Consider the following 24,240-nt stretch of genomic DNA (forward strand, 5'->3'; position numbering starts at 1 on the left):
CGGAGTATGGGTGGCGCCCACGCCAGAATCCCCGCCCACGCCTCTCGAGAGACCCCGTGCTCATACGACTCCTGCGGGCCCACCTGGGTCCGTACAAGAAGCCCATCGCCCTGCTGGTGCTGTTGCAGTTCCTGCAGACCTGCGCCTCTCTCTATCTGCCCACGCTCAACGCCGACATCATCGACGAGGGTGTCGTGAAGGGCGACACGGGCTACATCCTGTCGTTCGGCGGCATCATGATCGCCGTCACGGTCGCCCAAGTGGTCTGCAACGTAGGGGCCGTCTACTACGGGGCCCGCACCGCGGCCGCGCTCGGCCGCGACGTCCGGGCCGCCGTCTTCGACCGCGTGCAGTCGTTCTCCGCCCGGGAGTTGGGGCAGTTCGGCGCGCCGTCGCTGATCACCAGGACCACGAACGACGTCCAGCAGGTGCAGATGCTGGTCCTGATGTCGTTCACGCTGATGGTGTCGGCGCCGATCATGTGCGTCGGCGGCATCATCATGGCCCTCGGCCTCGACGTACCGCTCTCGGGTGTCCTGATCGCGGTCGTGCCCGTCCTCGCGATCTGCGTGAGCCTCATCGTGAAGCGGCTGCGTCCGCTCTTTCGCACCATGCAGGTGCGCCTGGACACCGTGAACCGCGTGCTGCGCGAGCAGATCACCGGCAACCGCGTCATCCGCGCCTTCGTCCGCGACGCGTACGAGAAGGACCGCTTCCGGAAGGCCAACGCCGAGCTGACCGAGGTGTCGCTCGGCACCGGCAAGCTGCTCGCCCTGATGTTCCCGATCGTCATGACGGTCGTGAACATCTCGTCGATCGCCGTGGTGTGGTTCGGTGCGCACCGCATCGACAGCGGCGGCATGCAGATCGGGGCGCTCACCGCGTTCCTCGCGTATCTGATGCAGATCGTGATGTCCGTGATGATGGCCACCTTCATGTTCATGATGGTGCCGCGCGCCGAGGTCTGCGCCGAGCGCATCGAGGAGGTCCTTGACACCGAGAGCAGCGTGGTGCCCCCGGCCTCCCCCGTACGGGAGTTGAGGCGCCACGGCCACCTGGAGATCCGCGACGCGGGCTTCCGCTACCCCGGCGCCGAGGAGCCCGTCCTGAAGGCCGTCGACCTGGTCGCGCGGCCCGGCGAGACGACCGCCGTGATCGGCTCGACCGGCAGCGGCAAGTCGACGCTGCTCAGCCTCGTGCCGCGGCTCATCGACACCACCGAGGGCGAGGTCCTGGTGGACGACGTGCCCGTGCACACCATCGAGCCCGCGCTGCTCGCGCGGACCGTGGGTCTGGTGCCGCAGAAGCCGTACCTCTTCGCCGGCACGGTCGCCACCAACCTCCGCTACGGGAACCCGGACGCGACCGACGAGGAGCTCTGGCACGCCCTGGAGGTCGCCCAGGCCAAGGGCTTCGTCGAAAGCCTGGAGGAGGGCCTGAACGCGCCCGTCTCGCAGGGCGGCACGAACGTCTCCGGCGGTCAGCGCCAGCGCCTCGCGATCGCGCGGACGCTCGTACAGCGCCCCGAGATCTATCTCTTCGACGACTCCTTCTCGGCCCTCGACTACGCGACCGACGCCGCCCTGCGCGCCGCGCTCGGCCGCGAGACCGCGGAGGCGACCGTCGTGATCGTCGCCCAGCGCGTGTCGACGATTCGTGACGCCGACCGCATCATCGTCCTCGACGAGGGCCGGGTCGTGGGGACAGGTAGCCACCGCGAGCTCATGGCCGGCAATGAGACCTACCGGGAGATCGTGCTCTCCCAGCTGACGGAAGCAGAGGCCGCGTGATGGCCGGTCCGGGCGGACAGATGATGGGGCCGGACTCCCGGTCGATGGATTTCAAGGGGTCCGGCAAGCGGCTCCTCGCGCAGTTCAGGCCCGAGCGCTCCACGATGTACGGGATGCTCGCCGCCGGAGTGCTCAGCGTGGCACTCACCGTGCTCGGCCCGAAGATCCTCGGCAAGGCGACCGACCTGCTCTTCGCGGGCATCGTCGGGCGTGACATGCCGGACGGCGTCACCAAGGAACAGGCCATCGAGGGCCTGCGCGACAAGGGTGACGGCGGCATGGCGGACATGCTGACCGGCGTCGACTTCACGCCGGGCGAGGGCATCGACTTCGGCGCCGTCGGCGAGGTGCTGCTGCTCGCGCTCGGTGTGTTCCTGGTCGCGGGTCTTCTGATGGCGGTGGCGACACGGCTGTCCAACCACGCCATCAACAAGACCGTCTTCCGGATGCGCGGCGACGTACAGGAGAAGCTGTCGCGGCTTCCGCTGTCGTACTTCGACAAGCGGCAGCGCGGTGAGGTGCTCAGCCGCGCGACGAACGACCTGGACAACATCGGCCAGACCCTGCAGCAGACCATGGGCCAGCTGGTGAACTCACTGCTCACCATCGTCGGCGTACTGATCATGATGTTCTACGTCTCGCCGCTGCTCGCCCTGGTGGCGCTTGTCACCGTGCCGCTGTCGTTCTTCGTGGCGACGAAGGTCGGCAAGCGGTCGCAGCCGCAGTTCGTGCAGCAGTGGAAGTCCACCGGCAAGCTCAACGCGCACATCGAGGAGATGTACACCGGGCACAACCTGGTGAAGGTCTTCGGGCGCCAGGAGGAGTCGGCGAAGGCGTTCGCCGAGCAGAACGACGCGCTGTACGAGGCCGGGTTCAAGGCGCAGTTCAACAGCGGGGCCATGCAGCCGCTGATGTTCTTCATGTCGAACCTCAACTACGTGCTCGTGGCCGTGGTGGGTGGCCTCAGGGTCGCGTCCGGCGCGCTTTCGATCGGTGACGTGCAGGCCTTCATCCAGTACTCGCGGCAGTTCTCGATGCCGCTCACGCAGGTCGCGTCGATGGCGAACCTGGTGCAGTCCGGTGTCGCATCGGCCGAGCGGGTCTTCGAGCTGCTCGACGCGCGGGAGCAGGAGGCCGACCCGGTGCCGGGGACGCGTCCCGACCAGCTGCGCGGCCGGGTCGAGATGGAGCAGGTGTCCTTCCGCTACGAGAAGGACAAGCCGCTCATCGAGGACCTGTCCTTGAAGGTCGATCCCGGCCACACGGTGGCGATCGTCGGGCCGACAGGCGCGGGCAAGACCACGCTGGTCAATCTGCTCATGCGCTTCTACGAGGTCACCGGCGGGCGCATCACGCTCGACGGCGTCGACATCGCGAAGATGTCGCGCGACGAACTGCGGTCCGGCATCGGCATGGTGCTCCAGGACACCTGGCTGTTCGGCGGCACGATCGCGGAGAACATCGCGTACGGAGCGGCCAAGGACATCACCCGCGAGGAGATCGAGGAAGCGGCGCGGGCCGCTCACGCCGACCGTTTCTGCCGCACGCTGCCCGACGGCTACGACACGGTGATCGACGACGAGGGCACGGGGGTGAGCGCGGGCGAGAAGCAGCTGATCACGATCGCGCGGGCGTTCCTGTCCGACCCGGTGATCCTCGTCCTCGACGAGGCGACCAGCTCGGTCGACACCCGTACGGAGGTGCTCATCCAGAAGGCGATGGCGCGGCTCGCCCACGGGCGGACCTCGTTCGTCATCGCGCACCGGCTCTCCACGATCCGCGACGCGGACACCATCCTGGTGATGGAGGACGGGGCGATCGTGGAGCAGGGCACGCATGACGCGCTGCTGGCGGCGGACGGGGCGTATGCCCGGTTGTACGCCGCGCAGTTCGCGCAGGCGGTGGCCGAGGTCGACTGATGCCGGTTCAGTCGAGGTAGCCCCTGAGCTGGTCCGCGAAGGCGTGGTCCCGCAGCTTGTTGAGGGTCTTGGACTCGATCTGGCGGATGCGTTCGCGTGTCACGCCGAAGATCCGTCCTATCTCCTCCAGGGTGCGGGGCCTGCCGTCCGCGAGGCCGTAACGCAGCTGGACGACCTTGCGTTCGCGCTCGCCGAGCGTGGAGAGAACCGCCTCCAGGTGCTCGCGCAGGAGCAGGAAGGCCGCCGACTCGACGGGGCTCGTCGCGTCGCCGTCCTCGATGAGGTCGCCGAGCGCGACGTCGTCCTCCTCGCCCACGGGCGCGTGCAGCGACACCGGTTCCTGGGCCAGGCGCAGGACTTCGCTGACCCGCTCGGGTGCCAGGTCCAGCTGGCCGGCGACCTCTTCGGGGGTCGGTTCGTACCCCCGCTCCTGGAGCATGCGGCGCTGGACGCGGACGACGCGGTTGATGAGCTCCACGACGTGTACGGGGACGCGGATGGTGCGGGCCTGGTCGGCGAGGGCCCGCGACATCGCCTGGCGGATCCACCAGGTCGCGTACGTGGAGAATTTGTAGCCGCGTGCGTAGTCGAACTTCTCGACTGCCCTGATCAGGCCCAGGTTTCCCTCCTGGACGAGGTCGAGCATGGTCAGTCCGCGGCCTACGTACCGCTTGGCGACGGAGACGACGAGGCGGAGGTTCGCCTCGATCAGGCGGCGCTTGGCCATCCGGCCCATGACGACCAACTTGTCCAGGTCGAGGGCGAGTTGCGAGTCCAGGTCGATGGCGAGGCGCAGCTTCTCCTCGGCGAACAGGCCGGCCTCGACCCCCCGGGCGAGCTCCACTTCCTCGGCCGCCGTGAGCAGGGGGATACGGCCGATCTCCCGCAGATACTGCCGGAACAGGTCGGAGGAGGGGCCGCCGGTGTCGGCGCGGCCGCGGGAGGCGGGCGGCGGCAGGGGCAGCTCACCGCTGTCCGGTTCGAGCGCCTCCGGGGCGTCCGGGGGTTCGGGGGCCGCTTCCGCCCCGGGACCTTCGGGGCCCGCCTCCGGGTGCCGTGCGGCGCGGCTCTGCGACGGCACGGCCGCGATGACGTCCGTATCCGCCGCCGTCTCTGCTTCCGCTTCCGCTGCGAGGGCGGTCTCGGTCTGACTGAGGGTCTGGGTCTGCACGGGGGCGACCTCCATGATGATCGCTGCTGAGGCGTGCGGCAGCGGTACAGCGGGATCGGCTTCGACGGCCTCGCCGCTGTCCGTCCCGAACACGATGTGTGGAATCGCGGGTGTACCGGATCCGCATCCGCTGTCTGCGGGCCGGCCGCGCTCCGAGGACTCAGGCACCGCAACCCAGTGTGGGGTACGACACACGGCCGCCACGAGGGGCGTGCGGTGACTTTTTGAGTCCGGTGCGTGACCGTGTGGTTACCCGACGGGTAACCAGCCGGGAGCCGGGTGAACCCTCGCGCCCCATCCGAAGGAGGCTCCCGCCTGCCGGGGCGAACCTCAGCCGGCACGCGAGGGGCGACTCAGCACTTGCCGGGGGGCGGGGCAGCGCTTGCGCGAGGGGCGGGCAACGCCTGGGAGAGGGGCGAGGCAGCGCTTGCGCGAGGGGCTGGTCAGCGCTTGCGCGGGAGGGGGCTCGGCGCCTGCGCAAAGGGGCGGGCCGGCAACCCGCGCGAAGGGCAGGGCGGCGTGCGTGAGGGGCAGGCCAGCGCTTGTGTGGGAGGGTGCTCGGTGGGTGGCTTGCTTCGCCGTCGGCGTGCGCTGTGGGCGCTCTGCTCCCGGCGGGGCCGTGGAGCCCGGGTCCCGCTCGTGCGGAGTTTCAGTGCTGCCCCGAGCGGGAGCTCAGAGCGCGTCGGCGCCGCGCTCGCGCAGTGCCCTGCCGTACTGCTGGAGGACCCACAACTCGTTCTGGACAGCCGTCAGTTGCGCGGAGTCGCCCTGTGCGCTCAGGCGGGCCAGGCTGCCCTGGACGTCGCGGACGCGGCGGTCGACGGCGCGCAGCCGGACCTCGACCAGCTGCTGGCCCGCATAGATCTCGTCCACCGTCTTGCGCAGGATCGCCTCGACGGCAAGCTCCGTGACCATGGCGCGGACCGTGTCGTCCGGCGCCGCGTCCAGGACGCGGGCGAGGTAGGTCTGCGGCTCGGGGATGCCCGCCTCGGCGCCGCCCGCCTCCTCGACGCACTGGCGCACCGCCGCGTACGGCGGCGCGGTGAACTCGTCCGCGCCGTACGCGTCGAAGGCCGGGGAGACCAGCTCCGGGCGCTGCAGGGCCAGTTTGAGCAGCTCGCGCTCGGTGCGGTGGGCGGGGCTGCGCAGGGTGAGCGCCGGGCCGGAGGGCGCGGACGACGGCGCCGAGGGCCCGTACTGCTGGGCCTGGTGCGTGCGCTGCTGCTGCGGGGCCGGGCCCCTGCCGCCCCGGTCGCGGGCCCAACGCGCCAGCTGGGCCACGCGCTTGACCACGAACTGGGTGTCCAGGATGCCGAGCATCCCGGCGAGCTGGACGGCCACTTCGTGCTGCGCGCCGCTGTTCTTGATGCGGGCGACGACGGGCGCCGCCTCGTCCAGGGCGGCGGCGCGGCCCGCGGGGGTCTCCAGGTCGTAGCGCGCGACGATCTGGCGCAGCGCGAACTCGAAGAGCGGCGTGCGGGGTTCGACGAGGTCGGCGACCGCTCCGTCCCCCTTGGCGAGGCGCAGCTCGCAGGGGTCCATGCCCTCGGGCGCGATGGCGATGTACGTCTCGGCGGCGAACTTCTGGTCGTCCTCGAAGGCGCGCAGGGCGGCCTTCTGGCCCGCCGCGTCGCCGTCGAAGGTGAAGATCACGCGCGCGGAGCCGTTGTCCATCAGGAGGCGGCGCAGGATCTTGATGTGGTCGCCGCCGAAGGCGGTGCCGCAGGTCGCGATGGCCGTGGTGACGCCGGCGAGGTGGCAGGCCATGACGTCGGTGTACCCCTCGACGACGACCGCGCGGGAGGTCTTGGCGATCTCCTTCTTGGCGAGGTCGACCCCGTAGAGCACCTGGCCCTTCTTGTAGATCGGCGTCTCGGGGGTGTTGAGGTACTTGGGGCCGTTGTCGTCGTCCCGCAGCTTGCGCGCTCCGAAGCCGACGACCTCGCCGCTGATGTCGCGGATCGGCCACATCAGACGGCCGCGGAAGCGGTCGATGGGGCCGCGGCGGCCTTCCTGGGAGATGCCGGAGAGCGTCAGCTCCTTGTCGGTGAAGCCCTTGCCGCGCAGGAACCGGGTGAGGTGGTCCCAGCCCGCCGGGCTGTAGCCGACGCCGAAGTGCGCGGCGGCGGCCTGGTCGAAGCCGCGCTCGGCCAGGAACTTCCGGCCGATCTCGGCCTCGGGGCTCTCCAGCTGCTCGATGTAGAACTGCGCGGCGATCTTGTGGGCCTCGACGAGACGGATGCGCTCGCCGCGCTGGTTCGAGGGGTTGTACCCGCCCTCCTCGTACCGCAGCGTGATGCCCGCCTGGGCGGCGAGGCGCTCGACCGTCTCCGAGAAGGTGAGGTGGTCGATCTTCATCACGAAGGCGATCGTGTCGCCGCCTTCCTGGCAGCCGAAGCAGTGGAAGAGACCCTTGCTGGGGCTGACCTGGAAGGACGGTGACTTCTCGTCGTGGAAGGGGCACAGGCCCTTGAGGTTGCCTCCGCCCGCGTTCCGCAGCTGGAGGTAGTCGGAGACCACGGCGTCGATCGGGACCGCGTCCCGAACCGCCTTCACGTCCTCGTCATTGATCCTGCCTGCCACGTTGGAATACTACGGCCCTGCTCCGACACTCCCGCCCTGCCCCGTCACCCGAGCAGCGTCTCCAGAGGGACGGACGGGTCGGAGAGGGACTCGGCGGGCGGCCGCGCGCCCGCGCGGATCAGCTTCTGGATGGTGTCCGTGACGTCCCACACATTTACGTTCATCCCGGCGAGGATCCGTCCCTCGCTCAGCCAGAAGGCGACGAACTCCCGCTTCCCCGCGTCGCCTCGGACCACGACCTGGTCGTACGTCCCCGGGGGCGCCCATCCCGAGTACTCCAGGCCCACGTCGTACTGGTCCGAGAAGAAGTAGGGCACCCGGTCGTACGTCACGTCCTTGCCGAGCATCGCGCGGGCCGCGGCCGGGCCGCCGTTGAGGGCGTTCGCCCAGTGCTCCACGCGCAGCCTCGTGTCGAAGAGCGGGTGCTGGACAGCGGCCACGTCGCCCGCCGCGAAGATGTCCGGGTCCGAGGTCCGCAGGGTGGCGTCGACCACGACGCCGCCGCCGTGCGCCCGGTCGGCGATTTCGAGCCCGGCCGACTCGGCGAGCGCGGTGCGCGGCGCGGCGCCGATCGCGGCGAGCACGTCGTGCGCGGGGTGCTCCTCGCCGTCGTCCGTGCGGGCGGCGAGGACCAGGCCGTCCTCCCCCGCGATCTCGGTGAGCGTGGCGCCGAAGTGGAAGCGCACGCCGTGCTCGGCGTGCAGGTCGGTGAACATCTGGCCGAGCTCGGGGCCGAGGACCGCGTGCAGCGGGGTGGGCTGGGGCTCGACGACGGTGACCTCCGCGCCGTACGTCCGCGCGGCGGCGGCGACCTCAAGGCCGATCCAGCCCGCTCCGGCGATCACCAGGTGGCCGTTGTCACGGCCGAGACTGGCGAGAACCTGACGCAGCCGGTCGGCGTGCGCGAGGCGGCGCAGGTGGTGCACGCCCACCAGGCCGGTGCCGGGGACGTCGAGACGGCGCGGCTCCGCGCCCGTGGCCAGGAGGAGTTTGTCGTAGTGGATGACGGCGCGGTCACCGAGGTGGACGGCCTTGGCCGTGCGGTCGATGGAGACGACGGTCTGGCCGAGGTGCAGCTCCACGTCCGACTGTGCGTACCAGGCGGGTTCGTGGACGAAGACGCTGTCGCGCTCCTCCTTGCCCAGGAGATATCCCTTCGACAGGGGTGGGCGCTCGTACGGGTGGTCGCGTTCGTCGCCGATGAGGATCACCCGGCCGGTGAAGCCCTCGGACCGGAGTGTCTCGGCCGCTTTCGCGCCCGCGAGACCTCCTCCGACAATGACGAACGTCTGATCCGCGTCGACCACTTGATGCCTCCTCAAAGCCTTGCCGTCAGGGGGGAGCGTCCCGCACGGAGCGTGATGGGGGAAGGGGTTGGGACCCGATCCGGCCAGTTTTCGTCACGCCCCGTGGTCGATCGGGTCATTCCGCATATGTCAGGGCTATACATGTCAGGGCTGTCTCGCCGTGAGCCGCGCGTGCAGGGAACGCGCGGCGGCGTCCGTGAGGGACGCGATCTGGTCGACGACGACGCGCAGGGCCGCGCGGTCGTCGTGCGCGGAGTCGTAGAGCGCGCGGAACTGCGGGTCGAGCCCTTCGGGGGCGCGGGCCGTGAGCGCCTCGGCCAGCTCGGCGACGACGATCCGCTGATCCGCGCGCAGCCGCTCCTGGGCGGGGCGCTGCATCACGTAGCGGTCGGCGACGGCCTTGAGGACCGCGCACTCGTGGCGTGCCTCGCGCGGGACGACGAGTTCGGCGGCGTACCGGGTGAGGGGGCCCTTGCCGTACCGCAGGCGTGTGGCGCTCTCGGCGGCGAGGCAGAAGTGGCCGATGAGCTGGCTGGTTGCGTCCTTCAGGCGGCCCTGGGCGATCGCCGAGCCGTCGTACCCGTGCGGCCACCACTCCTGCTCCAGGAGGCGGTCGAGGGCTTCGGAGAGCTCTTCGGGGTCGGTGTCCGCCGGTACGTAGCGGCCGATGGCGACGGCGAAGATGTCCTGGCGCTCGGGCTCGGCGTGCAGCAGGTTCGGGTCGAGGTGCCCGGCGTGCAGGCCGTCCTCGATGTCGTGCACCGAATACGCCACGTCGTCCGCCCAGTCCATGACCTGGGCCTCGAAGCAGATGCGGCGGCCGGGGGCTTCCTTGCGGACCCAGTCGAAGACCGGCCGGTCGTCTTCGTAGACCCCGAACTTGGTGGACGCCGGGTCGGTGGGGTGGGAGCCGCGCGGCCAGGGGTACTTGGTGGCGGCGTCCAGGGCGGCGCGGGTCAGATTGAGCCCCACGCTGACCAGTTCGTCCGTCTGCTCACTTCTCACGAAGCGTTTCGGCTCGATGCGGGTGAGCAGGCGCAGTGACTGGGCGTTGCCCTCGAAACCGCCGCAGCTCTCCGCGACTTCGTTCAGCGCCTGCTCGCCGTTGTGCCCGAAGGGCGGGTGGCCCATGTCGTGGGAGAGGCAGGCGGTCTCCACCAGGTCGGGGTCGCAGCCGAGGGCGGCGCCGAGCTCGCGGCCGACCTGGGCGCACTCCAGGGAGTGCGTCAGGCGGGTGCGGGCGCTGGCGTCCCACGCCTCGTTGCTACGCGTGCCGGGGGTGACCACCTGAGTCTTTCCGGCGAGGCGGCGCAGTGCCGAGGAGTGCAGGACGCGCGCGCGGTCCCGCTGGAAGGCGGTGCGCCCCGGCCTCTTGTCCGGCTCGGTGGCCCATCGCTCGACGGCGCCCTTGTCATAGGCAGCCTCGACCGCCTCGTCGTCGTACGCGTTCGGTGCAGTGCCTTCCATGCACCGACAGTAAACGCAAGCAGTGACAAAGGGGGCTCCAGGGCTCCTCCGTGGCCGACAGGCGACGGTCAGGCGGAGGTCAGCTGACGGGGCGGAACCTGCGTGGCGGGGGCGGCCGCGCGGGCCTGGTCGTAGCGGTGCAGGAGGAGGCGGGCCATCGCCGGGTGGGCGCCGAGCGGGGCGGCCGCGATCCAGGGGGCGGCGTCGGCGCACTGCGTGGCGAAGCGGCCCGGCGCCGTGAAGTACGAGGCCACGGCGGTGCGGTGGCGGCCACGGGCGGCGAGGGCACGTACCGCACCGGGCACGCTGAGCGCGGAGGCCGCGGTCGGCGAGGCGTAGGCGGGAACCACCGGTACGCCGAGCCGCTGGGCGAGGAGGTACGCCGTGCGGCGGGTGTCCGTGGCGGAGTCCGGGTCGCGGGAGCCCGCGGCTGCGAGGATCACTCCGGCGGTGCGCCGGCCGGCTTGGCCGAGTCCGGCAGGCCAGCCCGCTTCGAGGAGCCGGTCGTGCAGCGCGTCGACGAGCAGGGGGTGCGGGCCGAGGGGGGCGGCGACCCGCGTGTCGAGGTGGGGCGCGCCCGCGGCGGCCTCGGGGATGTCGTGCTTGACGTGGTAGCCGCGGCTGAGGAGCAGCGGTACGAGGACCGCGGAGCCGGTCGCCGCGGCCAGGGTGTCGGTGAGCAGCGGCTCGTTCAGCTCGATGTGGCCCAGGCGCACGGTGAGCCCGGGCCTCAGCTCACGGACCCGTTCGATGAGCGCCGTGACGGTGGCGAGAGCGCGGGGGTCACGGCTGCCGTGGGCGACCACGACGAGGGCGGGCGGCGGTGCGGTCACGGGCGCGGGCGCCGGTGCCGTGCGACGCCTGCCGTCGCGCGACACGAGGGCGAGCTGACTGCCGAGCTGGCGGGTGATTCGGTCCATGATGTGCGCCGTACTTTCGAGAGGGGTGCTGCCGGACTCATCGCGAAGAGGGTTCGACGGCGTCATGGACCGAGGATGGCCGCGCCGTATTGCGGTCGCGTTGCGCGCCGGTGACGGGCCCTTTCAACCTGGCTCACCGACGGTGCCGCGACGTTGTCAGTGCGGTCGCTTACCGTTGTGGACAGTGATCGGATCGGGGGGATCCGGCATCGGCGCACGGGGGAACGGCATGGAGCGGCCGGGGTGGATGCGTCCGGGGTGGCTGCGAGCGGGGTGGAAGCGGCCAGGGTGGAAGCGTCCGGGATGGCTGCGGCTGCCGCGTACGCGGCGGGGACAGCGGCGGGCCGTGCAGGCCTTCATGGCCGTGTGCGTGGTGGCGCTGCTGCCCGCGACGTGGCTCTTCGTGACGGCGGAGGGGCGATTGCACACGACGGCCGACGTGCCGCGCACGCGGGTCGCGGTCGTCTTCGGAGCCGGCCTCTGGGAGGGCGAACCCTCGCCGTATCTCGCGCACCGCCTCGACGCGGCGGCCGAGTTGTACGAGGCGGGACGGATAGAGGTCGTCCTCGTCACCGGGGACAACAGCCGCGTGGATTACGACGAGCCGGACGCCATGCGCGCGTATCTGACCGAGCGGGGTGTGCCGGGACGGCGGATCGTCAGCGATTACGCGGGCTTCGACACCTGGGACTCCTGCGTGCGCGCCAAGAAGGTGTTCGGCGTCGACCGTGCGGTGCTGATCAGCCAGGGCTTCCATATACGCAGGGCCGTCGCGCTCTGCCGCGCGGCGGGCGTCTCGTCGTACGGCGTCGGGGTCGACGCCAAGCACGACGCGACCTGGTACTACGGCGGCGCGAGGGAGCTGTTCGCGGCGGGCAAGGCGGCGTTCGACTCGGCGTTTCAACCGGATCCGCGTTTCCTCGGGCCCCGGGAGCCCGGCGTGGACCGGGCACTGGCCGCGCCTCGCTAAGCCTGGCCCCTGGGCCTTGAGCGGGGTGCGGGGTGGCGTCTGCCCGCTCCCGCTCATCCGCCGGGTGCCGGTCGTGGTCCGTCCTCGCGCAGTTCCCCGCGCCCCTGACGGGGCACGACCGGGCTCACAGCGGGGCGCGGGGTGGCGTCTGCCCGCTCCCGCTCATCCGCCGGGTGCCGGTCGTGGTCCCTCCTCGCGCAGTTCCCCGCGCCCCCGACGGGGCACGACCGGGCTCACAGCGGGGTGCGGGGTGGCGTCTGCCCACTCCCGCTCATCCGCCGGGTGCCGGTCGTGGTCCCTCCTCGCGCAGTTCCCCGCGCCCCTGACGGGGCGCGGGCGGCTCACAGTGGGGGGCGGGGCTCGCTGAGGGCGGGTTACCGCGTGTGTAACGCGAATGCGTCGGGGGGCGTAACAAGCCCGGCGGACGCTGGGCCGTATGCACACCAAGGCGACACCGACCCACTGTCCGTACTGCGCGCTGCAATGCGGGATGGGCCTGGCCACCGGCCCCGGCGGGGTGGAGGTCGTGGAGCGTCCCGAGTTCCCCGTGAACGGGGGCGCGCTGTGCGGCAAGGGCCGCACGGCGCCCGCTGTGCTCTCCTCCCGGGTGCGCCTGACCGAGCCACTCATCCGATCCCACGCCACGGGCCGGCTCGAACCGGCCACCTGGGAGGAGGCCGTCGCCCGCGTCGCCGAAGGGCTTTCCCGCACGCGTGGCGAACATGGCGCGGACGCGTGTGGCGTGTTCGGCGGCGGGGGGCTGACCAACGAGAAGGCGTACGCCCTGGGGAAGTTCGCGCGGGTGGCGCTCGGCACGTCGCAGATCGACTACAACGGCCGGTTCTGCATGTCGTCGGCGGCAGCGGCGGGGCAGCGGGCCTTCGGGCTCGACCGCGGTCTGCCCTTCCCCCTTGAGGACATCCCCCGCACCGGCTGTGTGATCCTCGTCGGCTCGAACCTCGCCGAGACGATGCCGCCCGCGCTGCGGTATCTGACGGAGCTGAAGGAGAACGGCGGAAAGCTGATCGTCATCGACCCGCGCAGGACCCGCACCGCCGAGCAGGCCGACCTGCATCTCGCGCCGCGCCCCGGCACCGACCTCGCCCTCGCGCTCGGCCTGCTGCACCTGGTGGTGGCCGAGGGGCGGACGGACGAGGCGTTCATCGAGGAGCGGACCAGCGGGTGGGCGGAGGCGCGGGCGGCGGCGATGGCGCACTGGCCGGAGTACGTGGAGCGGATCAGCGGCGTTCCCGTGCCCCAACTCCGCGACGCGGTGCGGATGTTCTGTGGCGCCGAGGCCGGGATGGTGCTCACCGCGCGCGGGCCCGAGCAGCAGTCCAAGGGGACGGACACGGTCGGCGCGTGGATCAACCTCTGCCTCGCGACGGGCAACGCGGGCCGCCCCTTCGCCGGGTACGGCTGCCTGACCGGGCAGGGCAACGGGCAGGGCGGACGGGAACACGGCCAGAAGGCCGACCAGTTGCCCGGCTACCGCAAGCTGACCGACCCCGCGGCGCGGGCGCATGTGGCGGGGGTGTGGGGCGTCGACCCCGACTCGCTTCCCGGCCCCGGGCGCTCCGCGTACGAGCTGCTCGACGCGCTGGGCGGGGACATCAAGGCGCTGCTCCTGATGGGCTCCAACCCGGTCGTCTCCGCGCCGCGCGCCGCGCACGTGGAGGAGCGGCTGCGGTCGCTCGACTTCCTCGCGGTGGCGGACGTCGTGCTCTCCGAGACGGCCCAACTGGCCGATGTCGTCCTGCCGGTGACGCAGTGGGCCGAGGAGACGGGCACGGTGACGAACCTGGAGGGGCGGGTGCTGCTGCGCCGCCAGGCGGTGGGCGCGCCCGACGGCGTACGGAGCGACCTGGACGTGCTCCACGGTCTCGCCGCCCACCTCGGCCACGAGAAGGGCTTCCCTACGGACCCGGAGGAGGTCTTCGAGGAGCTGCGCAGGGCGAGCGCGGGCGGGGCGGCGGACTACTCGGGGATCTCGTACGCGCGCCTGAAGGAAGGGAACGGGGAGGGGGTGTTCTGGCCCTGCCCCGCACGGGAGGCTGAGACGGGGGCCGAGACGGATGCCGGGACGGGGGCTGAGACGGATGCCGAGCATCCCGGCACCCCGCGCCTCTTCCTCGACCGGTTCGCCACCGAGGACGGGCGGGCGCGGTTCGTGCCGGTGGCGCATCGAAGCGCCGCAGAGGAGCCGGACGCGGAGTATCCCGTGATCCTGACCACCGGGCGGGTCCTCGCGCAGTATCAGTCGGGGGCCCAGACACGCCGCGTCGACGAGCTCAACTCCGCCGCTCCCGGCCCCTTCGTGGAGCTGCACCCACGGCTCGCGGCGCGCCTTGAGGTCGGGGAGGGCGAGCCGGTGACCGTCGTCTCGCGGAGGGGGCGGGCCGTCGCCCCGGCGCGCATCACGAGCGCGATCCGCTCCGACACCGTCTTCATGCCCTTCCACTGGCCGGGCGAGGGCCGGGCCAACTCCCTCACCAATCCGGCACTTGACCCGGTCTCGCGGATGCCGGAGTTCAAGGTGTGCGCGGTGCGGCTGGAGCGGGCTTCGTAGCGGCTGACGCGACTGCGGGCCGGGGGTGACACCCCCGGCCCGCAGTCATGCGCGTACGAGAATCACGCGTACGAGAGTCAGCAGGTACGGCCGACGTAGTGCGCGCCCTGGATCTTGCTCGCCGAACCCAGCCAGCTCTTGCCCGGACCGACACAGCGCTCGTAGTCGGGGGCGAGGGCCACCCGCACGTGGATGACGACCTTCGAGCCGTCGCTCGTGCAGTGGTTGTAGAAGGCGTCGCTGCCGGTCTCGTAGAACCCGCAGGGGTTCATGACTGCGGTCGGGGTGTGAGCGGACGCGGCTGCCGCCACGGGGAGGCCGAGAGTGAGGGCTACGGCGCCGACGAGGGCCGGAAGCGAACGGCGAAGGCTCATGGGGCAACTCCTGCTGAGGACGTGGTGCTCACGCACCGACACGCGCACCGACTGGTGCATACGGAGAGTGCCACAACAGGCACCCTCCGCGATCATGCGGTCGTGCGCGTCGCTCGCACGGGTGACGGAGTCCACCGGATCGAGTGCGCAGGCGTTTGAGCTGCGAAATCCGCGTCACGGCCCGGTCATCGGCGCCCGCGCCGGAACCCCTCACCGCGGCGCCCGGAACGACGCCCAGTCCCCTCCCCCGATCAACACCCCCGAAGCGCGCAGCCTCGCCGCCACTCGCGGCGCGGCCACGTACACCCACGCGCGCGCCGTCGTACCGTCCAGGAGGGTCACCTCGCGCACGACGCGCTCGTACAGGTTGCGGGGGTCGCCCGGCGCGTAGTCCTCCAGTACGTCGAGATCGGCGAGGAGCCGGTCGTACGCGGACGGGAGCGCGGTGATCAACTCGCCGCGCACCGGGCCGCCTTCGGGTTCTTCCACCAGGTATGGATAGCCGGGCCCTTCGTAGAGGACCGCCCCCGGGAGCCGGGCGGGTGACTCCGCACCGACGCTGCCGCGCAGGTGGACGTCGTGGTTCGGCTCCCCCGGTCGCAGCGTTCCGTACACGAAGAACGGCAGCCGGTCCTTCTCCCGCGTCATCGGGTCGTCTCCCGCTCCACCCATTCCAGGTACGCCGCGCTCCCCCGCACGACCGGCGTCGCGATGATCTCGGGGGTGTCATAGTCGTGCGCCTCGGTCAGCCAGGCCTCCAGCTCCTCGTACCGCGCGGCGGCTGTCTTGAACAGCACCTGCCACTCCTGTGCGGTCTCGACGGCGCCTTCCCATCGGTAGACGGAGGTGACGGGCCCGGTGATCTGCGCGCAGGCGGCGGCACGCGCCGCCACCGCGCCGCTCGCGAGCTCTTCCGCCTTCTGAGCGGTGTCGGTCGTGGTGAGCACGGTGAGCACGGTGGGCACCGCCGGCTGTCCGGGGCCTGATCCGGTTGCGTACGTCGACATCATGCGCCGATTCTCGCCGGACCGGCCGCTGCACCGGGCAGGGAGGCACGGCAAGGAGACGCGGCGGGGAGGCGAGGCAGGGAGGCGAGGCGGGGAGGCACGGCAAGGAGACGCGGCAGGGAGGCGCGGCAGGGGCCACCGGCCAGGCCGAAGGTCCCCATCTCCGTTCTTCCACCCCGCTTATCCCTGTCTGTTACACAACGTCCCGTTTTCCGTGATGGACGCTTCCTACCGTCGGTAGGGCCATGAACCTTTCCTGCCCTCACCGCCGCCTCCTGCGCCGCGCCGCCCTGCTCGCCGTCACGGCGGCCGTCGCGATGGCCGGATGCGGCAGCGTGGACGGGCTCGGCGCCGGTGAGTCCGCGCCGTCCGTGTCCGTGCAGCCGCGCCCCGAGCCGCTCTGGCCCGCCTGGACCAGTACGTCGTCCGAGACGCCCGGCGCCGACGCCGCCTCCCACCAGCCGCCGCCGGAACCCCTGGAAGGGCTGCCGAAGCTGGGCGGCGGCGGGCTCGGCACGGAGGACTTCCGCAAGGTCCTGCGGGCCGATCCGCGGATGAAGCCGCTCGCCGACCGCGGCGAGATCGACCGCCCCGGGAGGGCCGGGCTGCGGCCGCCGCTCCTGACGGACCTCACCGGCGACGGGCGGCCCGAACTGCTCGTGGCCGCCGACACGGAGAGCGGACGCAGCGTCCTGGCCGTCTACACGGAGCACGACGGCCGCGTGTACCCGATCCTGCTCACCGCCGGCAAGCGCGTGAGCGTCGAGACGCTCGGCTCGGACCTGCTGGTGCGCAGCCCGTGCGCGGACGGCGGCGAGCAGGCGGTGCGGTTCCACTGGGACGGGGTGCGGATGTCCACGGTGAGCGACACCAAGAACTACAAGAAGACGCAGGGCGGCGCCGACGGCTCCACACCGTCGCCGAAAGCCACGCCTACGCCTACACCTACACGTACGGGCAGCGAGGAACCCTCGCGCAGTTCGGACGGGCAGAGATGAAAGGCATGGCCCAGCGCGCCCGTGCCGCCCTCAACGCCCTTGGTCTGCGCTGGAAGATCGCCGCGCTGCTCGCACTCGGCTGCGCGGTCGTCGCCGTGGCCATCGGGGTCCTCATCCACCAGGCGCGCCTCGAACAGGTCTCCAAGACCGCCAGGTCGGGTGCCACCGCGCAGTTGGTGCGGGTGCGCCAGCTGTACGAGCTGACGGGGCAGGTCGACACCGACGGCGACGCCGCTACGGACGCCGCCATCGACGCGCCCGATCTGCCCGCGTCGCTGCGGGCCGCCGCCCTGGACGGACGGCGGACCACGTACCTCGACATGAGCGCCGACGACCCGGTCGTGTGGGCGGCGCGGCCGGTCGGCGACCATGTGCTGTCCGTCCGCGAGCCGCTGACCGAACAGGCCGCTGAGATGGCCGATTTCGACCAGCAGCTGCTGGCGTCGGGCGCCGTCGTCGTCATTCTCGCGGCGCTCGGCGGCGCCGCGCTCGCGAGCCGTCTCAGCCGCGAGCTGCGGACCGCGGCGGCCACCGCGCGCCGCATCAGCGAGGGCGATCTGGACGCCCGTATCGACCATCCGCGGCCGCCGGGCAGCCGGCCCGGCAAGGACGAGGTGGCCGAACTGGCCACCGCGGTCGACACGATGGCGGCGTCCCTGCAGCAGCGGCTCGAAGCCGAGCAGCGTTTCACCGCGGACGTCGCCCACGAGCTGCGCACCCCGCTGACCGGTCTGCACACCGCGGCCGAGCTCCTGCCGCAGAGCCGCCCCACGGAACTCGTGCGGGACCGTGTCCTCGCCCTGCGCACCCTCACCGAGGATCTGCTCGAAGTGGCGCGGCTCGACGCGGAGATGGAGCGCCCCGACCTGGCGACGCATCCGCTGAGGACGCTGACCGAGGGGATCGTGCAGCGGTCGGGTTGCCCGGTGCGTTTCGCGAAGGCGAGCAACTCGAACAACTCCGATGAGACGGGCGACACGGTCGACACGCTCGTACGCACCGACGCGCGCCGCCTGGAGCGGATCATCGCCAACCTCGTCGCCAACGCCCGCAGGCACGGGGCCGGTCCGGTCGATGTGCGGGTGGCCGGGCCCGTGGTCACGGTCAGCGACCACGGGCCCGGTTTCCCCGAGCACCTTCTGAAGGACGGCCCGCGGCGCTTCCAGACCGGCGCCCGTGAGCGCGGCCAGGGCACGGGCCTCGGCCTGACGATCGCGTTCGGCCAGGCGCAGGCGATCGGCGCGCGGGTGGAGCTGCGCAACGCGGAGGGCGGCGGCGCGGTGGCGGCGGTGCACCTGCCGGAGGCGTAGCCGTCGCCGGGTTCGCCTCAACTGCCGTACGGGCGGGCCTCCTTCGCGCTGCGCAGCGCCCATGCCCACCAGTGGAGCTGGTCGAGCATCGACTTGGCGGCGGCGTTCGCGGCCGTCGGGTCCTTGTGGGTGCCGTCGTCGGCGAAGAGGGCGCCCGCGTTGTGGAAGGAGACGGTCTCGCGAATTGTCATGGTGTGCAGCTCGGCGAAGACCGGACGCAGATGCTCGACCGCGCGCAGGCCGCCGGAGAGCCCTCCGTAGGAGACGAAGGCAAGGGGCTTGGCCTGCCATTCGACGCCGTGCCAGTCGATGAGGTTCTTGAGGGACGCGGGGTAGGAGTGGTTGTACTCGGGGGTGAGGACGACGAAGGCATCGGCGTCGGCCAGCTTCGGGGTGACCTTGCCGAGCTCGGCGAGTGTCTCGGGCGACGGGTTGTACGAGAGCGCGGTCGGCAGGTGGGATTCGGCCAGGTCGATGACATCCACCTCGAATTCCGCGCGCCCACGGATCCGGTCCAGCAGCCAGTCGGCGACGACCGGCCCGAAGCGGCCCTCGCGATTGCTCCCGATGATGACGGCGACGCGAAGGGGCGCGGCCGGGGTAGCGGTGGACGTGGAATCAGCGGCAATCGTGTTCTGGGTCACGTTCTGGGTCGTGTTCTGGGTCGTGTTCTGGGTCATGGGCAGAGCCTCGTTGCTCAACCAAGGTTGAGGTCAAGCGCCTCCCGTGGAGAGTTCGGAGCGAGGCCGCGGAGGCCGCCCTCGCCCCCTTCCTCCTCCCCCACGTCGTACCGTGAAGCCCATGACAACTCCCTCGCCTCTCCAGCGGCTTGAGATCGACGGGCGGGCCGTTACCGCCGACCGGCTGCTGTGGGCGGCTCTCGGTGGCGTGGGGCACTTCACCGCGATGCAGGTCAGGGGCGGCGCGACGCGTGGGCTCGGGCTGCATCTGGGGCGGCTCGACGCGGCCACCCGCGAGCTCTTCGGCCGGGAGCTCGACGGCGAGTACGTCCGCGAGCTCGTCCGGCACGTGCTCCGGGACGACATCGCCGACGCGTCCGTACGCGTCCACGTCCACGCACCCGACGGCGAGCCGTCCGTGACCGTCACCGTCCGGGCGCCGGGCGGGATGCCCGAGGGCGCGCAAGCCCTGCGGTCAGTCCCCTACCAGCGGCCCTTCCCGCACATCAAGCACCTGGGCGGCTTCGGGCAGGCCCGCCACGGAGAGCTCGCCCGGCAGGCGGGCTTCGACGACGCGCTGCTCACCGGACCCGACGGAACGATCAGCGAGGGCGCCGTCACGAACATCGCCTTCTACGACGGCTCGGAGATCGTCTGGCCCGACGCCCCCTGCCTGGCCGGCATCACCATGCGGCTGCTCGAACCGCTGCTCCCGGCCGCCGGGCTTCCCACGCGCCGGGCCCCGGTCACGCTCGCGGACCTCTCCTCGTACGCGGCCGCATTCGTCACCAACGCGCGGGGCATCGCGCCGGTGCGGCGGATCGACGGCACGGAGTTCGCGGTCGACGAGAAGCTGATGGGGACGCTGGCCGGGCTCTACGCCGACGTTCCCTGGGACACCCTCTGAGGCAGACTCGGGCCCGCCTCGCGGGCACGTCCGGCCGACCTCGCGGGCACGTCCGGCCGACCTCGCGGGCACGTCCGGCCGGCCTCGGGTCACCCATTCACAGGCGCCCCGCACCCCCTTCGGACACTTCTCCGCGACACGCCGAGTGACCTGCTGGAATGTTCCCGTCGAAGTGTCAGAAGCCGCTCCCCCACAGAGTTTCTGACAGACCTTCAGGAGGCGTGCGCCGCCGAGTGCCACTTACCTCGGTAGAGCGGGGTTCGACCGACGCAGCGGCACTTGGGGGTGCCGCGGGCCGTGCCCTCTGCTGGTCTCTCGGAGGAGCAAGCACGATGCGCAAAGCCCGCCTGCTGACCACTGCCGCGCTCGCCGTCGCATCGGCGGCGCTGCTGGCACCCCCCGCCGCTGCCGCGGCCCCCGCCGCCGGTGGCGGCCTGGACATCCACCCGTCCACGGTCATGCCCGGCTCCACGGTCACCGTGAGCACCGCCGTCTGCGGCAGCGAAGGGTCCGCTTCGGGCGACGCCAGCGCGGTCGGCGCGGGCACCTTCACGCTCGCGCCGGGCACGGACAAGGAGTACGAGGGGAGCGCGGCCGGTCAGTTCAAGGTCCCGCCGTCGGCCCAGCCCGGCACCTACGAGATCGTCGCGCAGTGCTCCGGTTCCGGCGCCGACGGCAAGCAGGTGGCGGGCGACCTCGTCGTGACGATCACCTCCACCGCCGCCGCCCGTGAGCAGCAGGTGACCCCGAAGGGGCATGTGAAGACGGGGGTCGGCGGCGCTCTTGGCCCCGACCCCGTACAGACCGCGGCGGGTGTGGCGGCGCTTGCCGTCGCCGCCGCGGGCGGTACCTGGCTCCTGCATCGCCGGGCGAGAGGCGACAGGATCTGACGGACACCCTCCGCTGTCCACCGGTACCGCCAGCCCCCTCCCTCTCCGGGTCCGCCTGTCCCTCGTGGATCCGGAGGGGGATGCGGGGACCGGCCTCCCCGAACCCTGAGGGGGACGAGTCGAGTGACGCGCAGCAAGAACCCCGGCGGGAAGCCCGGCAGGAAGCCCGGCAAGAAGCCCCCCGGCAGGAAGATCCTCAACTCCGCCATAGGCACGGTCACCGTCCTGGCCCTGTGCTCCGGCGCGTGGCTGCTGCACAACGGCACCGCGTCCCATCCACCGCCCCAGCCGTCCGCCGCGCAGGCCGCCTCGGCACATCCGCGCTCCGGCCGCGCTCCGGCCGCCACGGCGCTCCCCCCGTCCCCGCCCGACCGGATCCGCATCCCCGCGATCCGGGTCGACGCGCCCCTCATGGGGCTCGGCCTCACGCGGCAGGGCAGCCTCGACGTACCGCCGCCGAAGAAGACGAACCTCGCGGGCTGGTACGAGTCGGGGACGACGCCCGGCGAGAAGGGCACGGCCATCGTGGCGGGACACGTCGACAACGCCGATGGGCCGTCCGTCTTCTACGACCTGGGAGGTCTGACCAGGGGCCGCACCATCGAGGTCGAGCGCAGGGACGGCAGTGTCGCGGTGTTCACGGTAGACGCGAACGAGGTCTACGACGCGAAGGACTTCCCGGACGAGAAGGTGTACGGGGCGGCGGACCGGCCGGAGCTGCGGGTGATCACGTGCGGCGGCGACTATTCGAGGAAGACGGGCTATCAGGGCAACGTGGTGGTGTTCGCGCACCTGACGAGCGTGCGCTGACGCGGCTCCCTAGGCGAGCCACTGCTCGTACGCCATCTTCGCCACGAGCCCGAACACGGTGGTGAGCAGCACGATCCGCACGAAGCCGCTGCCCTTCTTGAGCGCGGTGTGCGCGCCGAGCATGCCGCCCGCGAGGTTGAAGACGGCCATCAGTCCGGCAAGTTGCCACAGGACCGCGCCCTGCCAGGCGAACATCGCGAGGGCGCCCGCGTTGGTGCAGCAGTTGACGATCTTGGCGGTGGCGGACGCGGCCACCAGGTCGAGGTGGAGCACGGCGGTCAGCGCGAGCACCAGGAAGGTGCCGGTGCCGGGCCCGATGAGCCCGTCGTAGAACCCGATGCCGAGGCCCGCGAGGCCGATGGCGGCGAGGATGCGCTTGGGCGACGCGGGGTGGGCGGACGGCGCGGTGCCGAAGGCGGGCCTGAAGATGACGAAGGCGCCGACACCGACGAGCACCACCATGATCACAGGCTTGAGCACCTCGGTGCTCATACCGGCGGCGAAGAAGGCGCCGCCCATGGACCCGGCGAGCGCGGCGAGACCGATCCGTACGGCGGTCGGCACGTCGACGGGTGTCTTCCTGACGTACGTCACCGCGGCGCCGGTCGTCCCGACGATGGCGACGGCCTTGTTCGTCCCGAGGGCGTGAGCGGCCGGGGTCGATCCCGGCAGCCCGAGCAGCAGCGCGGGAAGCAGCAGGAGACCGCCTCCGCCGACCACGGCGTCGATCCAGCCGGCCGCGAGAGCGGCGACGCAGAGGACGACGACGGTGGTCAGCGATATGTCAGGCATGATCGCGACCTTATGGAGGGAGTGATCACGCCGTCCATGAATTCAGGGAGAGTTGAGGGTCTTCAGAGGTTTCGGTTCCCTGCTCGGGTTCCTTCTCAGGGAGCCGCCTGAGGTGCCGGAACCCCCGCCGGGACGCGATCAGGAGCCGGTGGCGCCGCCGGTTCGACCGTGAGGGCGAGGACCGTGGCGACCAGCGCGCTCGCCCCGGCGAGGCCCGCCGCCAGCTTGCGGCGCGCCTGAAGGGTGGGGCCCTGGGCCGGGCCCACGGGTTTGCGGTGACGTCCCATGTCAGCGTCAGCCCCTCTCAGAAGGTTCGAAAGGTCAGAAGGTGAAGCACTCGGCGTGGATGCGCTCCTCGGGCACCCCGGCCCGTACGAGCGCGGCGGTGGCGGACGAAGCCATCCCGGGCGGCCCGCACAGATACACGTCGTGCTCGGCGAGGTCGGGGATGAGGTTGCGCAAGACCTGCGGGGCGAGCGGATCGAAGGAGGCGTCGGACCGCCCGAGCAGATAGTGCAGCCCCGCTCCCCTGCTCCGGGCGATCCCCTCCAGCTCCTCCCGCAGTACGAGCTGCTCCGCGCTGCCGGCCCGGTAGAGGAGCGTGATGTCCCCGGGCCCGCCCGGCAACGTCTCGAACAGCGCCCGCATCGGGGTGATCCCCGTGCCGCCCGCGAGCAGCAGCACCTTCCGCTTCGTACGCCGATGCGCGGTCAGCGCCCCGAAGGGCCCCGTGGCGAGCACCCGCGTCCCCGGCTTCAGGCGCCGCATCCGCCGCGTGTGGTCGCCGATGGCCTTCACGGTGATCCGGAGGGTGTCGTCGCGCACGGGCGCGGACAGCGAGAACGGCAGCGCGGTGCGCCAGAGCCTGCGCCGCAGGAAGCGCCAGCGGAAGAACTGTCCCGGTTCGGCCCTGAGTCCGTCGAGCCCGATGCCCTGCATCACGACCGATACGACACCGGGCCCTTCGTCGCGTACGTCGATGACGCGCAGGCTGTGCTTCAGCGCCTGCCGCACGGGCACGACGACGCGGTACCAGACGAGCAGCACCGCCACCGTGGCGTGCAGCATCGACCACGCCCACACCGTCAGGATGCCGCCCGCCACGTCGGGCCCCGCGAGCTGGTGCACGAAGCCGAGCGCCGCGCCGAGGTAGGTCAGCAGATGCACGGCACGCCAGGTCTCGTGCGGGACGCGGCGCCGCATCGCGCGCGCCGATGTGACGCCGACGGCCATGAGCAGGGACGTACCGACGACGGCGAGGGCGAGCCCTGGATAACCGAGCAGGTCGAGGGTGGCGCTGAGGAGGTCGGTGTCGGCGTGGGCGGCGTATCCGCACAGGGCGAGCAGGGCGTGACCCAGGCAGAGGGTGAGTACGTAGCGACCGCCGAGGGAGTGCAGCCGGGCGAGCCGGTCGGCGCCGACGCCGTGTTCGACGGCGGGCACGCGGGCCATCAGGAAGAGCATGACGAGGACGCCGTACCCGGCGAGCAGTCCGGTGAGGTGGGCGCCGGTCGCGAACAGCACGTCGAGCCGGGCCGATGGCTCGACCTGCACGGCCCAGAGCACGGTGACGGCGAGGGCCACGGCGAGGATTCCGTTGCGCAGGGCGGCGGGGGTGACGCGGATCGGGGGGACGGGGGTGGCGGTGGCGGCCCGGGGCCGCGGGGGCGCCTGTGGCATCGGCGGAACCTGCGGCCCGCGGGAATCGGCTACGTCGGTGGTCACCGCCGCAGACTAGGCGCGGGGCGCGGCTGGAAGTAGCTGGTCAGGGGCTTA

General features: G+C 71.7%; 21 protein-coding genes. 9 read left to right on the forward strand and 12 right to left on the reverse strand.

The genetic code is table 11. The features are described from left to right. Nucleotides 1–56 precede the first annotated feature (56 nt). Both E5671_RS17440 and E5671_RS17445 read left to right on the forward strand, forming a co-directional pair. Nucleotides 57–1,790 carry an ABC transporter transmembrane domain-containing protein gene (locus E5671_RS17440; RefSeq protein WP_160504896.1) on the forward strand — a complete coding sequence of 578 codons (1,734 nt, stop codon included), beginning with the start codon at nt 57–59 and terminating at the stop codon, nt 1,788–1,790. Then, a complete protein-coding gene (locus tag E5671_RS17445; protein WP_160510246.1) occupies nt 1,790–3,709 on the forward strand; it encodes an ABC transporter ATP-binding protein in 1,920 nt (639 codons plus the stop codon). Before E5671_RS17440 ends, E5671_RS17445 begins: the two co-directional genes overlap by 1 nt. A gap of 7 nt (nt 3,710–3,716) precedes the next feature. On the opposite strand, the gene E5671_RS17450 is transcribed toward E5671_RS17445, so the two are convergent. The 5 genes from E5671_RS17450 to E5671_RS17470 all read right to left on the reverse strand — a co-directional run bounded on the left by E5671_RS17450 (nt 3,717) and on the right by E5671_RS17470 (nt 11,223). Next, the gene (locus tag E5671_RS17450; protein ID WP_160504897.1) at nt 3,717–5,048 is read right to left on the reverse strand and encodes a sigma-70 family RNA polymerase sigma factor; all 1,332 of its coding nucleotides are present in this window, start codon (nt 5,046–5,048) and stop codon (nt 3,717–3,719) included. A gap of 504 nt (nt 5,049–5,552) precedes the next feature. Then, on the reverse strand, nt 5,553–7,463 hold the full coding sequence (dnaG, locus tag E5671_RS17455) for a DNA primase (RefSeq protein ID WP_160504898.1): 1,911 nt from the start codon (nt 7,461–7,463) through the stop codon (nt 5,553–5,555). A gap of 44 nt (nt 7,464–7,507) precedes the next feature. Next, nucleotides 7,508–8,770: an FAD-dependent oxidoreductase gene (locus E5671_RS17460; RefSeq protein WP_160504899.1), complete on the reverse strand. Its 1,263-nt coding sequence runs from the start codon at nt 8,768–8,770 to the stop codon at nt 7,508–7,510. Between the two features lie 144 nt (nt 8,771–8,914). Beyond that, entirely contained in the window at nt 8,915–10,237 is a 1,323-nt protein-coding gene (locus E5671_RS17465) for a deoxyguanosinetriphosphate triphosphohydrolase (protein ID WP_160504900.1), read from the reverse strand. Between the two features lie 68 nt (nt 10,238–10,305). After that, nucleotides 10,306–11,223, reverse strand: coding sequence for a sirohydrochlorin chelatase (locus E5671_RS17470; RefSeq protein ID WP_160504901.1), 918 nt, complete (start codon nt 11,221–11,223; stop codon nt 10,306–10,308). A gap of 292 nt (nt 11,224–11,515) precedes the next feature. Between E5671_RS17470 and E5671_RS17475 the strand changes: the two genes are divergently transcribed. Together E5671_RS17475 and E5671_RS17480 are read left to right on the forward strand one after the other, a co-directional pair. Continuing rightward, entirely contained in the window at nt 11,516–12,127 is a 612-nt protein-coding gene (locus tag E5671_RS17475; RefSeq protein ID WP_443032790.1) for a SanA/YdcF family protein, read from the forward strand. Between the two features lie 436 nt (nt 12,128–12,563). Then, nucleotides 12,564–14,696, forward strand: coding sequence for a molybdopterin oxidoreductase family protein (locus tag E5671_RS17480; RefSeq protein WP_160504902.1), 2,133 nt, complete (start codon nt 12,564–12,566; stop codon nt 14,694–14,696). 77 nt (nt 14,697–14,773) lie between these two features. Here E5671_RS17480 and E5671_RS17485 read toward each other — a convergent pair whose 3' ends face one another. The 3 genes from E5671_RS17485 to cutA form a co-directional block, all read right to left on the reverse strand. Then, nucleotides 14,774–15,070 (reverse strand): DUF6355 family natural product biosynthesis protein, encoded by a 297-nt coding sequence (locus E5671_RS17485; RefSeq protein WP_160504903.1) that lies wholly within the window; start codon nt 15,068–15,070, stop codon nt 14,774–14,776. Nucleotides 15,071–15,280: 210 nt separating this feature from the next. Further along, on the reverse strand, nt 15,281–15,718 hold the full coding sequence (locus tag E5671_RS17490; protein ID WP_160504904.1) for a gamma-glutamylcyclotransferase family protein: 438 nt from the start codon (nt 15,716–15,718) through the stop codon (nt 15,281–15,283). Further along, the gene (gene cutA, locus E5671_RS17495) at nt 15,715–16,080 is read right to left on the reverse strand and encodes a divalent-cation tolerance protein CutA (RefSeq protein WP_237330184.1); all 366 of its coding nucleotides are present in this window, start codon (nt 16,078–16,080) and stop codon (nt 15,715–15,717) included. Before cutA ends, E5671_RS17490 begins: the two co-directional genes overlap by 4 nt. Nucleotides 16,081–16,322: 242 nt before the next feature. Between cutA and E5671_RS17500 the strand changes: the two genes are divergently transcribed. Both E5671_RS17500 and E5671_RS17505 read left to right on the forward strand, forming a co-directional pair. After that, nucleotides 16,323–17,075 carry a hypothetical protein gene (locus E5671_RS17500; protein ID WP_202121154.1) on the forward strand — a complete coding sequence of 251 codons (753 nt, stop codon included), beginning with the start codon at nt 16,323–16,325 and terminating at the stop codon, nt 17,073–17,075. A 5-nt stretch (nt 17,076–17,080) separates the two neighbouring features. Further along, the gene (locus E5671_RS17505; RefSeq protein WP_160504905.1) at nt 17,081–18,385 is read left to right on the forward strand and encodes a sensor histidine kinase; all 1,305 of its coding nucleotides are present in this window, start codon (nt 17,081–17,083) and stop codon (nt 18,383–18,385) included. Nucleotides 18,386–18,402: 17 nt separating this feature from the next. Here E5671_RS17505 and E5671_RS17510 read toward each other — a convergent pair whose 3' ends face one another. After that, complete coding sequence (locus E5671_RS17510; protein WP_160504906.1) at nt 18,403–19,065, reverse strand: NADPH-dependent FMN reductase; 663 nt, start codon at nt 19,063–19,065, stop codon at nt 18,403–18,405. A gap of 121 nt (nt 19,066–19,186) precedes the next feature. Here E5671_RS17510 and E5671_RS17515 point away from each other — a divergent pair, with 121 nt between their 5' ends. The 3 genes from E5671_RS17515 to E5671_RS17525 all read left to right on the forward strand — a co-directional run bounded on the left by E5671_RS17515 (nt 19,187) and on the right by E5671_RS17525 (nt 21,672). Next, nucleotides 19,187–19,972: an aminotransferase class IV family protein gene (locus tag E5671_RS17515; RefSeq protein WP_160504907.1), complete on the forward strand. Its 786-nt coding sequence runs from the start codon at nt 19,187–19,189 to the stop codon at nt 19,970–19,972. A 332-nt stretch (nt 19,973–20,304) separates the two neighbouring features. Further along, a complete protein-coding gene (locus E5671_RS17520) occupies nt 20,305–20,862 on the forward strand; it encodes a hypothetical protein (protein WP_160504908.1) in 558 nt (185 codons plus the stop codon). A 192-nt stretch (nt 20,863–21,054) separates the two neighbouring features. After that, complete coding sequence (locus E5671_RS17525; RefSeq protein ID WP_160510249.1) at nt 21,055–21,672, forward strand: class F sortase; 618 nt, start codon at nt 21,055–21,057, stop codon at nt 21,670–21,672. A gap of 9 nt (nt 21,673–21,681) precedes the next feature. On the opposite strand, the gene E5671_RS17530 is transcribed toward E5671_RS17525, so the two are convergent. From E5671_RS17530 to E5671_RS17540, 3 genes are all read right to left on the reverse strand, one after another. After that, nucleotides 21,682–22,464 carry a sulfite exporter TauE/SafE family protein gene (locus E5671_RS17530; RefSeq protein ID WP_160504909.1) on the reverse strand — a complete coding sequence of 261 codons (783 nt, stop codon included), beginning with the start codon at nt 22,462–22,464 and terminating at the stop codon, nt 21,682–21,684. Between the two features lie 95 nt (nt 22,465–22,559). Further along, entirely contained in the window at nt 22,560–22,751 is a 192-nt protein-coding gene (locus E5671_RS17535) for a hypothetical protein (protein WP_160504910.1), read from the reverse strand. 34 nt (nt 22,752–22,785) lie between these two features. Then, complete coding sequence (locus E5671_RS17540; protein WP_336605774.1) at nt 22,786–24,189, reverse strand: ferredoxin reductase family protein; 1,404 nt, start codon at nt 24,187–24,189, stop codon at nt 22,786–22,788. Nucleotides 24,190–24,240 lie beyond the last annotated feature (51 nt).

It is taken from the genome of Streptomyces sp. BA2 (genome assembly GCF_009769735.1).
Taxonomy (GTDB): Bacteria; Actinomycetota; Actinomycetes; order Streptomycetales; family Streptomycetaceae; genus Streptomyces.

Excerpts from the sequence above, each read along its gene's own strand:
- cutA (WP_237330184.1), bottom strand. The coding sequence starts at position 16,080 with ATGATGTCGACGTACGCAACCGGATCAGGCCCCGGACAGCCGGCGGTG.
- E5671_RS17515 (WP_160504907.1), top strand. The coding sequence starts at position 19,187 with ATGACAACTCCCTCGCCTCTCCAGCGGCTTGAGATCGACGGGCGGGCC.
- E5671_RS17480 (WP_160504902.1), top strand. The coding sequence starts at position 12,564 with ATGCACACCAAGGCGACACCGACCCACTGTCCGTACTGCGCGCTGCAA.
- E5671_RS17505 (WP_160504905.1), top strand. The coding sequence starts at position 17,081 with ATGGCCCAGCGCGCCCGTGCCGCCCTCAACGCCCTTGGTCTGCGCTGG.
- E5671_RS17510 (WP_160504906.1), bottom strand. The coding sequence starts at position 19,065 with ATGACCCAGAACACGACCCAGAACACGACCCAGAACGTGACCCAGAAC.
- E5671_RS17500 (WP_202121154.1), top strand. The coding sequence starts at position 16,323 with ATGAACCTTTCCTGCCCTCACCGCCGCCTCCTGCGCCGCGCCGCCCTG.
- E5671_RS17465 (WP_160504900.1), bottom strand. The coding sequence starts at position 10,237 with ATGGAAGGCACTGCACCGAACGCGTACGACGACGAGGCGGTCGAGGCT.
- E5671_RS17485 (WP_160504903.1), bottom strand. The coding sequence starts at position 15,070 with ATGAGCCTTCGCCGTTCGCTTCCGGCCCTCGTCGGCGCCGTAGCCCTC.
- E5671_RS17445 (WP_160510246.1), top strand. The coding sequence starts at position 1,790 with ATGGCCGGTCCGGGCGGACAGATGATGGGGCCGGACTCCCGGTCGATG.
- E5671_RS17520 (WP_160504908.1), top strand. The coding sequence starts at position 20,305 with ATGCGCAAAGCCCGCCTGCTGACCACTGCCGCGCTCGCCGTCGCATCG.
- E5671_RS17475 (WP_443032790.1), top strand. The coding sequence starts at position 11,516 with ATGGCCGTGTGCGTGGTGGCGCTGCTGCCCGCGACGTGGCTCTTCGTG.
- E5671_RS17470 (WP_160504901.1), bottom strand. The coding sequence starts at position 11,223 with ATGACGCCGTCGAACCCTCTTCGCGATGAGTCCGGCAGCACCCCTCTC.
- E5671_RS17535 (WP_160504910.1), bottom strand. The coding sequence starts at position 22,751 with ATGGGACGTCACCGCAAACCCGTGGGCCCGGCCCAGGGCCCCACCCTT.
- E5671_RS17490 (WP_160504904.1), bottom strand. The coding sequence starts at position 15,718 with ATGACGCGGGAGAAGGACCGGCTGCCGTTCTTCGTGTACGGAACGCTG.
- E5671_RS17530 (WP_160504909.1), bottom strand. The coding sequence starts at position 22,464 with ATGCCTGACATATCGCTGACCACCGTCGTCGTCCTCTGCGTCGCCGCT.